14 protein-coding genes and 1 pseudogene are annotated in these 12,895 nt (G+C 57.5%); 1 reads left to right on the forward strand and 14 read right to left on the reverse strand.

The window, feature by feature from the left end:
* Positions 1-50: 50 nt before the first annotated feature.
* The 10 genes from tolB to aspS all read right to left on the reverse strand — a co-directional run bounded on the left by tolB (position 51) and on the right by aspS (position 9,081).
* The gene (gene tolB / locus B3M52_RS11020) at positions 51-1,334 is read right to left on the reverse strand and encodes a Tol-Pal system beta propeller repeat protein TolB (protein ID WP_083637244.1); all 1,284 of its coding nucleotides are present in this window, start codon (positions 1,332-1,334) and stop codon (positions 51-53) included.
* A 62-nt stretch (positions 1,335-1,396) separates the two neighbouring features.
* Entirely contained in the window at positions 1,397-2,371 is a 975-nt protein-coding gene (gene tolA, locus B3M52_RS11025) for a cell envelope integrity protein TolA (RefSeq protein ID WP_036205360.1), read from the reverse strand.
* A 78-nt stretch (positions 2,372-2,449) separates the two neighbouring features.
* Complete coding sequence (tolR, locus tag B3M52_RS11030; protein ID WP_036205359.1) at positions 2,450-2,896, reverse strand: protein TolR; 447 nt, start codon at positions 2,894-2,896, stop codon at positions 2,450-2,452.
* A 43-nt stretch (positions 2,897-2,939) separates the two neighbouring features.
* Entirely contained in the window at positions 2,940-3,629 is a 690-nt protein-coding gene (tolQ, locus tag B3M52_RS11035; protein ID WP_007152467.1) for a protein TolQ, read from the reverse strand.
* Positions 3,630-3,643: 14 nt separating this feature from the next.
* Entirely contained in the window at positions 3,644-4,087 is a 444-nt protein-coding gene (ybgC, locus tag B3M52_RS11040) for a tol-pal system-associated acyl-CoA thioesterase (RefSeq protein WP_036205357.1), read from the reverse strand.
* Positions 4,080-5,108 carry a Holliday junction branch migration DNA helicase RuvB gene (ruvB, locus tag B3M52_RS11045; protein ID WP_036205355.1) on the reverse strand — a complete coding sequence of 343 codons (1,029 nt, stop codon included), beginning with the start codon at positions 5,106-5,108 and terminating at the stop codon, positions 4,080-4,082. The genes ybgC and ruvB overlap by 8 nt, the downstream gene beginning before the upstream one ends.
* Positions 5,109-5,270: 162 nt before the next feature.
* The gene (ruvA, locus tag B3M52_RS11050) at positions 5,271-5,903 is read right to left on the reverse strand and encodes a Holliday junction branch migration protein RuvA (RefSeq protein ID WP_075196204.1); all 633 of its coding nucleotides are present in this window, start codon (positions 5,901-5,903) and stop codon (positions 5,271-5,273) included.
* Positions 5,904-5,934: 31 nt separating this feature from the next.
* Complete coding sequence (gene ruvC, locus B3M52_RS11055; RefSeq protein WP_075196205.1) at positions 5,935-6,465, reverse strand: crossover junction endodeoxyribonuclease RuvC; 531 nt, start codon at positions 6,463-6,465, stop codon at positions 5,935-5,937.
* A 9-nt stretch (positions 6,466-6,474) separates the two neighbouring features.
* Positions 6,475-7,224 carry a YebC/PmpR family DNA-binding transcriptional regulator gene (locus tag B3M52_RS11060; protein ID WP_075196206.1) on the reverse strand — a complete coding sequence of 250 codons (750 nt, stop codon included), beginning with the start codon at positions 7,222-7,224 and terminating at the stop codon, positions 6,475-6,477.
* A gap of 51 nt (positions 7,225-7,275) precedes the next feature.
* Positions 7,276-9,081 carry an aspartate--tRNA ligase gene (gene aspS / locus B3M52_RS11065; protein WP_036205346.1) on the reverse strand — a complete coding sequence of 602 codons (1,806 nt, stop codon included), beginning with the start codon at positions 9,079-9,081 and terminating at the stop codon, positions 7,276-7,278.
* A gap of 182 nt (positions 9,082-9,263) precedes the next feature.
* Here aspS and fabR point away from each other — a divergent pair, with 182 nt between their 5' ends.
* Positions 9,264-9,881, forward strand: coding sequence for an HTH-type transcriptional repressor FabR (fabR, locus tag B3M52_RS11070; RefSeq protein WP_075196207.1), 618 nt, complete (start codon positions 9,264-9,266; stop codon positions 9,879-9,881).
* A 27-nt stretch (positions 9,882-9,908) separates the two neighbouring features.
* Here the strand turns inward: fabR and B3M52_RS11075 are convergent, their stop codons facing one another.
* The 4 genes and pseudogenes from B3M52_RS11075 to B3M52_RS11090 form a co-directional block, all read right to left on the reverse strand.
* Positions 9,909-10,349: an HIT domain-containing protein gene (locus tag B3M52_RS11075; protein WP_041334301.1), complete on the reverse strand. Its 441-nt coding sequence runs from the start codon at positions 10,347-10,349 to the stop codon at positions 9,909-9,911.
* A gap of 1 nt (position 10,350) precedes the next feature.
* A complete protein-coding gene (locus B3M52_RS11080; RefSeq protein WP_036205341.1) occupies positions 10,351-11,694 on the reverse strand; it encodes a UDP-glucose dehydrogenase family protein in 1,344 nt (447 codons plus the stop codon).
* A gap of 50 nt (positions 11,695-11,744) precedes the next feature.
* Positions 11,745-12,728 carry a UDP-glucose 4-epimerase GalE gene (gene galE / locus B3M52_RS11085; RefSeq protein WP_075196208.1) on the reverse strand — a complete coding sequence of 328 codons (984 nt, stop codon included), beginning with the start codon at positions 12,726-12,728 and terminating at the stop codon, positions 11,745-11,747.
* A gap of 9 nt (positions 12,729-12,737) precedes the next feature.
* Positions 12,738-12,895 (reverse strand): annotated as a pseudogene (locus tag B3M52_RS11090) (tRNA-specific adenosine deaminase); the annotation flags it as partial.

A 12,895-nucleotide genomic window follows, 5' to 3' on the forward strand; every position in this document is an offset into this window, starting at 1 on the left:
AGTCTGTTGTACGTTAATGCAAACGAACCTGTTCTGTTCGGAGTTCCGGTTTACTTGACGATCGGTGACCATGCCGGTTCACGCACATCACCCTCCGAGGCCGGCAGACTATAGGCCGCTCCGCCATCCGCGGCAATTACAGTTAGTACACTGTCGCTGCCCTGCTTGGTTGCATAGATCAACATCCGGCCATTGGGCGAAACACTGGGCGATTCATCGGACTCAGTTCGAGTGAGAATCGTTTCTTCCTCCGTCTGCAAGTTAGTCCGTGCTATATGAAACGCCTTGTCTCTCTGATGCACATAGTAGACGTACTTGCCGTCGTTGTCTGGCCGCGGGCGGGCATTGTAGCGGCTACCGAAGGTAATCCTGCGGGGTTCCGCACTCTCACTGGACTTGTGGTAGATCTGCGGCCCACCGGAACGATCAGACGTAAAGAAGAAACCTTCACCCGTATGATCCCAGGTGGGCTCAGTATCAATAGACCAGTGATTGGTCAGCCGCTTGAGCGAGCGACTCTGAATATCCATCTTGTAGACCTCGGCATTGCCGTCCTTCGACAGGGTCATAAGCAACGACCGACCATCCGGGCCCCATGCGGGCGCTGAGTTCAAACCCCGGAAGTCCGCGATCCGCGTGCGGTTGCCCGATGAAAGCTCGTGGATATAGATTGCAGGCTTACCGGTTTCAAACGACACATAGGCAAGCCTCTTACCGTCGGGCGACCAGGCTGGTGACAAAATGGGTTCATCGCTTTCCAGCCTGACCTTGGCCCTTTTGCCATCCACGTCACTGACCTGCAGCCGATACAGGGCTTTGCCACCGGATCGCTGAAGCGTGACGTAGGCCAGCTTGGTAGAAAATGCGCCCGGCACCCCGGTGATAGCCTCATAGACCTTGTCACTGATGTGGTGGGCAAGGCTCCGTGTGCTGTTCACCGATGAGGACGCCGTTGCCCCAAGGATCCGCTCCTCGCGGTTCACATCGTACAACTCATACCGGGCTTCAATCTTGTCGCCGGTACGTGTCAACTGACCGACCAGAACGTAACGCTGCCCCAGAAGTCGCCAGTCGCGAAAATAGACCTCATCACCCTTTGACGGCAGGCTGAGCATTTTCTCTGGTGCCAGTGGCTTGAATTCACCGCTCATGGTGAGGTCGTCGCGGACGATACTGCTGATCTTATCGCCGGACGGCATGGTGCCGGATTCAGCGAATGGGACCACGGCGACCGGGATGGCCGAATCCGCACCCTCCGTGATTCGGATCAACAGCTCTGCCTGGGCCGCCGAACTGCTCCCTATCATCACCGCCAGCATCAGCAACCATGTCATTACCATGCCGGTTGGGGTTGTGCCTTTAGTACTCCGGTTCGTCATTTGATTTCCCATTGTCCTTATCTCAACCGCCGAGGATTGAACTCAATCGTAAACTGGCGAAAATACTTTTCAAACGTGTCCCGATCATCGGGAATCGGATAACGATTCAACGACTTAACCGCGCCCAGCGCCGAATTGTCGAATGCCGTGTTGCCACTGGTGGAGACAAGCTTTACCGAGGCAAGTTCACCAGTCGGTAGCAAAGTGATCTGAAGCCGCGCAGTCATCTCCTCGGTTGCCGATGATGGCGGATACCAGGCCTGGCTCAATCGTTCACGAATCAGCGCCTGATATTTCTGGCTTTCCGTCAGCATCTGCGCTTCGCGCGCCTTGGCCGCGGCCGCCTCCCTCTTACGGCGCTCCTCCGCCTCGCGTTCCTGCTGGGCTTCTTCCGCCAAGGCTTCAAGTTGCTGTTCTTTCAGACGCCGCTCACGCTCCTTGCGTTTGCGTTCAGCTTCCTGGCGCTCTCGCTCTTCCCTCGCCTTGCGCTCAGCTTCTTCCTTGCGGCGCTGCTCCTCCGCACGACGTTTTTCCTCGGCGGCCTTCCGGGCAGCCTCTTCTTGGCGACGCTTTTCTTCCTCGGCCTTTTGACGTTCACGCTCCTTGGCTTCAGCAGCAGCCTTCTGGCGGGCAGCCTCTTCCGCTTTGCGCTGCTGTTCACGTTCGCGCTTCGCCGCCTCTTCCTGGCGCTGCTGTTCCTGCTTGCGCTCTTTCTCCTGCTGGATGCGGCGAGCCTCTTCCCGTTCGCGTTCCTCTTCGGCCTTTCGACGTTCGGCTTCTTCCTTACGCTTCCGCTCTTCCTCCTGCCTGCGTTCTTCATCACGATCCGGTTCATCAACCGGTTCCGTCACCGGACTGGGTTCGGGCTCGTTCGGAGTGATCAGGCGCGCAGAAATACTGGGCGGCGGCGGATCCTCCGAGGGATTGGTCCACGTCCATCCGGCCAAGGCCACGCCCAGGATCAACCCATGCAGCAGGATTGACAGAGCCACGGGCGACTTCCAGGGCGGCTGGCCCGTGTTGGTTACATCACGCTCATGACCTCTCACAAAAACCTGCCTGCTCTGTACCTACTCATCAATGGATGGCGCTTCGGTGATCAATCCGACATTAGACGCCCCTGCGGCCTGTAACTGAGCCATCAGTCGAACAACGGTACCGTACTCAACATGCTCATCACCCCGAACAAGCACTTCGCGGTCCGTACGCTGGGACAGGATTTTGGCGATCCGGTCGCGAATGTCCGCGAGTGACATCGGGTCACTGCTTTCATCCCCGATATCCATGAAATACGCACCATTGCTGTCGACGGACACCACGATAGATTCCACGTTCTTGTCGGACTGGATCGGCTGCGATGTGGTTTCCGGCAGATCCACTTTTACGCCTTGCGTCAGCATCGGCGCCGTCACCATAAAGATGATCAGCAGCACCAGCATGACGTCGATGTAGGGTACGACGTTGATTTCAGACATCGGCTTGCGACTTCTCGCCGGCATCATTCCCATGCCTTTCATGTTTCTGCTCTCCCGACTGGCTGTCCGTTACTGGCTGCCTTCCTCATGCGGCTGACTGCTCGCTGTTATGCACACGGCGATGGAGGATGCTCGAAAACTCATCGGCAAAGGTTTCATAGTTCTTCAGCAGCGCATCGGAAATAGCGGAGAAACGGTTATAGGCAATCACGGCGGGGATGGCCGCAAACAGGCCCATTGCCGTTGCTATCAATGCCTCGGAAATACCGGGGGCTACCGTGGCGAGGGTCGCCTGCTGAACCTGAGCCAGTCCCCGAAATGAATTCATGATGCCCCAGACCGTGCCAAACAGACCGACATAGGGGCTGGTGGAGCCGACGGTTGCAAGAAACGGCAAGTGCATCTCCAACCGCTCCTGCTCACGGGAAAACGCCACTCGCATCGCACGCTGGGTGCCTTCCATGACGGCATCGGCATCCCGGCTTTGCTGGCGCAGACGGGAAAATTCCTTGAAACCAGCCCGGAACAACGACTCCATGCCGGAGAACGGCGTCGGATTACTGTTCACTTCCCGGTAGAGCTGACCCAGGTCCATTCCGGACCAGAACCGTTCCTCGAACGCATACTGGGCCTGCTTGGCCTTGCGGAACACCTTCAGGCGCTGGAAGATCAGTGCCCAGGAGATAATGGACGCCAGGGCAAGCAACAGCATAACCAGCTGAACCAGCACGCCGGCGTTGGCGATGAGATACCAAACAGAAACTTCTGACTCCACCTTTTACTCCTGGATTATTCCACTTGTGAATTGGTTTTCAGACTGCTTTCCAGCAACTCCAGCATGTTTACCGGAAGGCGTCTTGGCCGGCCGGAATCCAGTGCTATACAGGCCACACGCACATCCGCCGAGGCCAGTACCTTGTCATCGGAGCGGCGAACAACCTGTTGACGAAAATCCATCCATACACGGCCGAACGCCACTGGCTCCGCGGTCACTCGCAACTCATCGTCGAGCCTGGCCGGAGCACCGTAGTGAATCGACAGGCGCTGGACAACGTAACTGATGTTATCCGCCAGGCCGGCGCGAAGCCCGACACCCTTGTGACGAACCCACTCCGTACGGGCACGCTCCATATAGTGCAGGTACTTCGCGTGGTATACGATACCGCCGGCGTCGGTATCCTCGATGTACACGCGAACCGCCAACCCGACCGATGAATCATAACGCTCAGTCAAACAGGTCCTCCCGTTCCGGACCGGATGGCACGACGCCGAAATGCTGGTAGGCATTGGACGTCACCATACGCCCACGGGGCGTACGTACCATGAAACCCTGCTGAATCAGGAACGGCTCAAGAACGTCTTCGATAGTGCCTCGTTCTTCACTGATCGCCGCTGCCAGACTTTCGACACCGACCGGGCCACCATCAAACTTTTCAATCATCGCCAAAAGCAGGCGCCGGTCCATGTGATCAAACCCCTGGGCGTCCACTTTCAGCATGTTCAGTGCCTGGTCCGCAATGGACTCACTAATGCTGCCATCCGCTTTTACCTCAGCAAAGTCACGCACTCTGCGTAGCAGGCGGTTGGCAATACGGGGTGTTCCCCGGGAACGACGGGCAATTTCGTAAGCACCGCCGTTGTCGATAGCGACCGATGACAATCGCGCGGAACGGAGAATAATATCCGTCAGATCCTTGGTGTTATAGAACTCAAGGCGCTGGACGATGCCGAAACGATCCCGCAGCGGCGACGTCAGAAGCCCGGCGCGTGTCGTGGCACCCACCAGGGTAAAGGGGGGCAGGTCCAGTTTGATGGAGCGGGCCGCCGGGCCCTCTCCAATCATGATATCCAGTTGGTAGTCTTCCATCGCCGGGTAGAGCACTTCTTCCACGGCGGCGCTGAGACGATGAATTTCATCAATGAAGAGGACATCACCCTCTTCGAGGTTGGTCAGCATGGCGGCCAGATCACCGGCTTTTTCCAACACCGGGCCGGATGTGGTCTTAATGGACACACCCATTTCATTGGCAATGATGTTGGCGAGCGTGGTCTTGCCTAGCCCCGGCGGACCAAAGATCAGCACATGATCCAATGCCTCCTGGCGACCTCGCGCGGCGGAAATGAAGATTTCCATCTGCTCCCGCACAGCCGGCTGACCCACATAGTCCGCAAGCACACCGGGACGGATCGCTCGATCCTGCACTTCCTCATATTGTCCGGCCTGGGCTGTAATCAGGCGATCCGATTCAATCATTGAACTACCCGCTCAGAGGAAATCAACAACATGCCTGTACACTCGTATCGGGTTCATTATGCCCCAATTGTACAAACGGCGCTTTTGCTGTCACGTTACGCTCTCTACACATATGGGGCCAGGATGCGATTAATGACACTCTTTTAATCAGCCCGTTACCCATTAGTTGGCAGGAATCATTGCCCGTAGCGCCAACCGAATCAATTCCTGGCTCGACATGTTCTCTTCCGCCACTTTGCTGATCGCCTTGGACGCCTCCTGTGGCTTGTACCCCAGGGCAATCAGTGCGGCTTCCGCCTCTTCCCTGGGGTCATGACCTGCAGCAATGCTCGCGTTGGCTGAGTCGGAGGTAACCGTCGCATTTGGCGACGCTGGCGTGAACTGCCCTTCAAGTTGCCCTATACGATCTGTCATTTCAATAAGCAGGCGTTCGGCGGTTTTCTTGCCAACACCGGGAAGCTTGACCAGGGCATTGGCATCGCGAGCCTCAACGCAGCGGATAAACTGATTCGCATCCAACCCCGACAGAATCCCGGCGGCAAGCTTGGGACCAACCCCATTAACCTTGATCAGCAACCGGAACAGGTCCCGGTCCAGCCGTGAAGAGAAGCCGTAGAGGCTCTGGGCGTCCTCGCGAACAACAAAGTGGGTGTGGAGAACCAGCTCGTCGCCGGTTTCAGGAAGGTTAAAGAAGGTGGTGTAGGGAATATCGACTTCATACCCCAGGCCGGCGCATTCCACCAATGCCTGGGCGGGGGATTTTTCAATCAGGATGCCTCGGATACGACCAATCAACGGGTTTCTCCCTGGACTTCAATGAGTCTGGTTATTGTCTTCGGACCCGGCCACTTCGCACTTTCCCGCCACCTCCGGACGCCAGCCGGGCAACGCTCTGGCTCATGTGGGCGTGGCACAGCGCAATCGCCAGGGCGTCTGCGGCGTCGGCCTGCGGCTTGCGGGACAGCGCCAGCAACACCTGGACCATATGCTGGACCTGGGACTTGTCAGCGCCGCCTTTACCCACCACCGCCTGCTTGACCTGGCGGGCGGAATACTCGTGAACCGGCAAACCGCTGTTGGCGGCCGCTACAATCGCCGCTCCCCTGGCCTGCCCCAACTTCAGCGCTGAATCCGGGTTACGGGCCATGAATACCTGCTCGATGGCGAATTCTTCGGGGCGGTATTCGCCAATGAGCGTTGCCAGACTATGGAAGATGGTTTGCAGGCGCTCCGCCATGGGCTTCTCGCCGACCCGGATGCATCCACTGTCAATATATTCGATCACCCGGCCCTCGGCCCGGACAATGCCGTAACCGGTAATGCGTGACCCTGGGTCCACCCCCATGATTATCGACACGTTGCGCCCTTATTGATGGAGTGCCTCCATCACGTCCGCCGGTATATCGGCGTTGTGATAGACATTCTGCACATCGTCCAGGTCTTCCAGCATATCGATCAGCTTGAGGATGGGCTCTGCGCCCTCCTCATCCAGCTCTACAGTGGTTGAGGGCACCATAGTGACTTCTGCGTTATCGGGTATCAGGCCGGACTCCACCAGGGACTGTTTAACGTCGAGGAACTGATCTGGCACGGTGACTATCTCGAAAGAGCCGTCGCCGAGCGTTGCCAGATCCTCGGCACCGGCAACCAGGGCCGCTTCCATCAGCCGGTCTTCGTCCATCTCCGGACTGTAGCTGATAATACCCTGCTTACTGAACAGATACGCTACCGAACCGTCAGTGCCGAGGTTGCCGCCCATCTTGTTCAGGGCGTGACGAATGTCGGCCACAGTGCGGTTGCGGTTATCCGTCATGACTTCCACAAAGATAGCAACGCCACCGGGACCGTACCCTTCGTAGGTCAGTTCCTCGTAATTGCTGTCGTCACCATCCCCGGCACCCCGCTCAACGGCGCGCTCGATGGTGTCCTTCTTCATGTTGGCGGTCAGGGCCTTGTCGATGACGCCCCGCAATCGCGGATTGTCATCCGGGTTTCCCCCGCCCTGACGGGCCGCCACCGTCAACTCGCGAATGATCTTGGTGAAAATCTTACCGCGTTTGGCGTCCTGAGCCGCTTTACGGTGCTTGATGTTGGCCCATTTACTGTGTCCAGCCATAATCAACTCCGTTCAGTCGCGGAGCACACGAGGGTGTGCTCCGGCATTGCGTTACTCGCCTGCCTGGGTGTCTTCCTTACTTTCGCCGGCCTTGGCCACGGGCTTGCGGCGGCGGATATGAAGCTCACGCAACTGCTTGTCGTCCACTTCTCCGGGAGCCTGTGTCATCAGACAGGTGGCGCTCTGGGTTTTCGGGAACGCAATCACATCACGGATAGAACTGGCGCCTGTCATCAGCATGATCAACCGGTCCAGACCAAACGCCAGGCCACCATGGGGAGGGCAACCGTATTTCAGCGCATCCAGCAGGAACCCGAACTTGGCTCGTGCTTCTTCGTGCTCAATACCCAGGGTACGGAACACGCTTTCCTGCATTTTTTCGTCGTGAATACGGATGGAACCGCCACCGAGCTCGGTGCCATTGAGCACCATGTCGTAGGCGCGGGACAATGCCGTCGCCGGTGACGCTTCCAGCTCGTCACCAGAACAGGATGGCGCCGTGAACGGATGGTGAATCGCAGTCAGGCTTCCGTCAGATGTTTCCTCGAACATCGGGAAGTCCACCACCCACATCGGCGCCCACTCGGACGTCAGCATGTTCAGGTCGTGGCCGACCTTGATGCGAAGCGCGCCCAGGGCTTCGTTGACCACGTTGGTCTTATCGGCGCCGAAGAACACGATATCGCCATCTTCCGCACCGGAGCGCTCGATGACAGCCTGCGCAACATCGTCACCCAGGAATTTGATGATCGGCGACTGCAGGCCTTCAACGCCCTTGGACGTATCATTGACCTTGATGTAGGCCAGCCCCTTGGCACCGTAGATACCCACGTACTTGGTGTAGTCGTCGATCTGTTTTCGGGTCAGCTCGCCGCCCTTCGGAACACGTAGTGCTGCTACGCGGCCCTTGGGGTCATTAGCCGGACCGGCAAACACCTTGAAGTCAACGCCCGCAACCAGATCACCCACGTCAACAAGCTCAAGCGGGATACGCAGGTCCGGCTTGTCGCTGCCATAACGCTGCATTGCCTCGGCGTACGGCATGCGCGGGAATTCAGGCAGATCCACTTCCAGAACATCCTTGAACAGCGAACGAATCATGTTCTCGTTCAGGGTCATCAAGGTCTCCTCATCGATGAACGAGGCCTCGATGTCAATCTGCGTAAATTCCGGCTGACGGTCGGCACGCAGGTCTTCGTCGCGGAAACACTTGGCGATCTGGTAATAGCGATCCACACCGGACACCATCAGCAATTGCTTGAAAAGCTGCGGGGACTGGGGAAGTGCAAAGAAGGAGCCTTCATGGGTGCGGCTTGGCACCAGGTAGTCACGTGCGCCTTCCGGAGTGGCGCGGGTCAGGATAGGCGTCTCCACATCCATAAAGCCGTTGCTATCCAGAAAGTTGCGAATATAGCTGGTCACCCTGGAACGGAAACGCAGTCGGTTCAGCATTTCCGGGCGACGCAGGTCCACAAAGCGATACTTCAGGCGAACGTCTTCACCGACATCCACATGCTCATCCAGCGGGAACGGAGGCGTTGCAGCGGCATTCAGGATGGATAACTGCTTACCCAGCAGCTCAACCTGCCCCGTCGGCATGTTGGCGTTTTCGGTACCAGCGGGACGACGGCGCACACGGCCGGTCACCTGAATAACGAATTCACTGCGGACCTTCTCCGCCAGATTGAAGCTCTCTGGGGTATCCGGATCGAACACGACCTGGGAAATACCGTCCCGATCGCGAAGGTCCAGAAAGATCACCCCACCGTGATCGCGGCGACGATGAACCCAACCGCAAAGAGTAACTTCCTGATCGATGTGAGATTCGTTGATTCCACCGCAATAATGACTGCGCATACCGGTTCCCGTTGTATCTGATGTGTGCGTAAAAGTTTGCAAAAATGGTTCTGGCGGACCCTACTGCAAAAGCGGCCCATTATAAACACAATGAACGGGAAAATCAGGCTTCCATCACCGTGGGTGACGGTAAAACATTTGGCCGCTAGAATGGGCCGATTTACCGCCCTATGGAGCCGCCCTTGTCAGCCCGAGCCGAACAGAAACTCCGCACTCGCCGTGCCCTGATGGACGCCGCCCTTGCTCAGCTCAGTGCGGACCGGGGCTTTGGCAGCCTGAGCCTGCGGGAAGTGGCAAGGGAAGCTGGCATTGCGCCGACATCGTTCTACCGGCACTTTTCCGAGCTCGACGAGCTGGGGCTTGCCCTGGTGGACGAAGGCGGTGTCGCCCTGCGACAACTCATGCGCCAGGCACGCAAGCGAATTGCACGAAACGGCAGCGCCATCAGCACCTCGGTGGACACCTTCATGGAGTATCTTGGCAACAACTCCAATCTGTTTCGTCTGATGCTGAGGGAAAGCACCGGGGTATCAAAACCCTTCCGCACCGCCATCAAAGCTGAAATCGACCACTTTGTGACCGAACTGGCTGCAGATCTGGCGCGCATCGCGGATGAAGAGAATCGCCCCCTATCCGACTCCAAACTGGTGGCAGACGCCATGGTGACACTGGTGTTTAACCAAGGCGCCGAGGCGCTTGACGCAACACCACCGGAAAAGGAAGCCTTGAAGGACAAACTGAAAACCGAGCTCAGGATGATCCTCGTTGGATCACGCACCATCGCCCGGCACAAACGCTAAGCTACCCGGCTTTGCCGGAAGAGATTGCTACGCCACTATTTGCGAGAGCCGACCCAGCAACGGCTTCAGTTGTTCGCTTATTCTGGCCAGATCGCTGACACTGTAGGGCTTCGGCGGAAGTTTGCCCCAGACCGGGCCCGGCCAGGCAGAGTCGCCGTCAAAACGCACGATATGATGAAGGTGAAGTTGCGGCACCATGTTACCCAACGCCGCAACATTGAGCTTATCCCCACCGAACAATTCCATCATGCCCTCCCCAAGAAGGGACGATTCCGCCAGCAGCTGCCGCTGTTGCTCCGGAGCCAGCTGATAGATCTCCCGCACACTGCCAACCCTTGGTACCAGAAGGATCCAGGGCCAGTTGCTGTCGTTCATCAGCCGAATTTCACACAGCTTGCTCTGTCCGAGGCTGACTGTGTCAGCTTCCAGACGCTCGTGCAGAACAAACGGCGACTCCGCCCCACTCATATTAACCTCCGTGGAACTGGTTCCGGCCACGGCCAATGGCGTAGTAGATCATACCGTGGCGCTCAAGCATTTCAGGTTCGTACAGGTTGCGCCCGTCAAACACGACAGGCTCCTTCAGGTTTGCGGCTATGGCTTCGAAATCCGGAGAGCGGAACTCCTTCCACTCGGTACAGATGGCCAGCACATCGGCCCCTTTCAGCGCCTGCTCCTTGGTGCCGCACAGGGTTAACCCTGGCTGATCGCCAAAGATACGCTGGGTCTCTTCCATGGCTTCCGGGTCAAAGGCCTGCACGCTCGCTCCGGCCTTCCAGAGGTCCTGCATCAGGGCTCGGGACGATGCTTCACGCATATCGTCGGTGTTGGGCTTGAATGCCAACCCCCAGATCGCGACGACCTTGCCCTTCAGGTTGCCACCGAAGTAATGACTGATCTTGTCGAACAACACGTGCTTCTGGGCATTGTTCACGGCTTCCACGGCGTTCAACAGGCGGGAGTCGTAGTCACAATCCCTGGCTGTGCGGGTCAATGCCTGCACATCTTTCGGGAAACAGGAGCCGCCGTAACCGCAACCCGGGTAAATAAAGTGGTAGCCGATGCGAGGGTCGGAACCAATGCCACGACGCACATTTTCTATATCGGCCCCCAAACGCTCCGCCAGGTTGGCTATTTCATTCATGAAACTGATCTTGGTGGCCAGCATGGAGTTGGCTGCGTACTTGGTCAGTTCCGCAGACCGGATGTCCATGAAAATCATGCGGTCGTGGCTACGATTGAACGGGTAGTAGACCTCATGCAGCAACTCTTTGGCCCGCTCACTGTCGGTGCCAACGATGATGCGGTCGGGCTTCATGAAATCGGTGATGGCCGCGCCTTCCTTAAGAAACTCAGGGTTGGACACGACATCGAAGTCCAGCTCCAGCCCGCGTTTGTCCAGCTCGGAGCGCACCGCAGCCTTAACCCTGTCGCCAGTACCAACCGGCACGGTGGACTTGTCCACCACCACCTTGTAGTCATCCATATACTGGCCAATGGAGCGCGCCACGGCGGTCACATACTGCAGGTCGGCGGAACCGTCTTCATCAGGCGGTGTACCCACTGCGATGAACTGCAGAGACCCATGGGCCACGGCTTCTTGGGTATCGGTGGTGAACGCCAGACGGCCTGCTTCGACCGTATGCTTTACGATGGACTCGAGGCCAGGCTCATAAATAGGTATATGGCCGTTCCTAAGCTTATCAATCTTGCCCTGATCCACATCCATACACAGAACGTGATGACCCACATCGGCCAGACAGGCGCCCGTCACTAGCCCGACGTAACCGGTCCCAAAAATAGTAATCTTCATCCGCCAAAACCCTGAAATTGAATTTGTTTAAAGCACAAAAACAAGCAGCCTCAGGCTTGCTTATCCTGCCAGATCTTTTCCCAGGCCAGGGCTGTGCCGACGATGGTATCCAGGTCGTCGTAATCCGGCTGCCAGCCCAGTACCTTTTTGATTCGCGAGTTGTCAGCCATCAGCGCGGCTGGGTCCCCTGCCCGACGGCCGGTTTCCTGCACCGGAAAGTCGTTGCCTGACTGGCGCTTGACCACATCAATAACTTCGCGGACGGTAAACCCACGCCCGTAGCCACAGTTCAGCACCCGTGACTCACCTCCACCGGCCATATACTCCAACGCCATCACATGAGCCTTGGCCAGGTCTTCCACGTGGATGTAGTCGCGGATGCAGGTACCGTCACGGGTGTCGTAGTCGGTGCCAAACACGCTCATGCCATCGCGCTTGCCCGTCACACACTCACACGCAACCTTGATCAGGTGCGTAGCTTCAGGCGTCGCCTGCCCCAGCAAACCGTCCGGATTGGCCCCAGCTACGTTGAAGTAACGCAGGATCACGTAATTGAGGGATGACGCGGCAGCCAGATCCATGATCATCCGCTCGCTCATCATCTTGGAGGCGCCATAGGGATTGATCGGCGCCAGCGGAAGATCTTCCGTCAGTACGGTTTCCTCTGGCATGCCATAAACGGCAGCCGTCGACGAAAACACCATGTAAGGTACCTGGTGTTCTTCTACTGCCTTCAGCAAATTCAGCGTGTTACGGGTATTGTTGCTGTAGTACTTGAGGGGGTTCTCGACCGATTCCGGCACCACGATATTGGCGGCGAAATGCAGCACGGCTTCAAAGCGGTGCTGGCTGAAAAGGTCCGCAATGGCCTGTTCATCGGAGAGATCTCCGATCACAAGCTCACCACAGGTGACCGCCCAACGGTATCCGGTGGACAGGTTATCGAAAACAACAATGTCGTGTCCGGCTTCGCCCAGTTGCCTTACGACATGACTACCTATATACCCGGCTCCGCCGGTTACCAGAACTTTCATGATCGATCGTCACTCCTTCCCTGAAAACAGTTGCCTCCGGCGGCGGATGTCGGCCCGCCGACGCGTGAAGAATTCGCTGATAACATGGCTGCACTGATCCACCAGAACACCTCCGACAGACTCAACACGCCAGTTGAGATGTGGCTCGTTCAGTGTTTGCCGAGCCT

This window comes from Marinobacter sp. UBA2688 (assembly GCF_002352785.1).
Lineage (GTDB): Bacteria > Pseudomonadota > Gammaproteobacteria > Pseudomonadales > Oleiphilaceae > Marinobacter > Marinobacter salarius.

What these genes read in the sequence shown, in the direction of transcription:
- tolB (WP_083637244.1), bottom strand. Translation starts at nt 1,334, where the DNA reads ATGACATGGTTGCTGATGCTGGCGGTGATGATAGGGAGCAGTTCGGCG.
- tolR (WP_036205359.1), bottom strand. Translation starts at nt 2,896, where the DNA reads ATGAAAGGCATGGGAATGATGCCGGCGAGAAGTCGCAAGCCGATGTCT.
- ruvB (WP_036205355.1), bottom strand. Translation starts at nt 5,108, where the DNA reads ATGATTGAATCGGATCGCCTGATTACAGCCCAGGCCGGACAATATGAG.
- B3M52_RS11060 (WP_075196206.1), bottom strand. Translation starts at nt 7,224, where the DNA reads ATGGCTGGACACAGTAAATGGGCCAACATCAAGCACCGTAAAGCGGCT.
- aspS (WP_036205346.1), bottom strand. Translation starts at nt 9,081, where the DNA reads ATGCGCAGTCATTATTGCGGTGGAATCAACGAATCTCACATCGATCAG.
- B3M52_RS11075 (WP_041334301.1), bottom strand. Translation starts at nt 10,349, where the DNA reads ATGAGTGGGGCGGAGTCGCCGTTTGTTCTGCACGAGCGTCTGGAAGCT.
- B3M52_RS11080 (WP_036205341.1), bottom strand. Translation starts at nt 11,694, where the DNA reads ATGAAGATTACTATTTTTGGGACCGGTTACGTCGGGCTAGTGACGGGC.
- galE (WP_075196208.1), bottom strand. Translation starts at nt 12,728, where the DNA reads ATGAAAGTTCTGGTAACCGGCGGAGCCGGGTATATAGGTAGTCATGTC.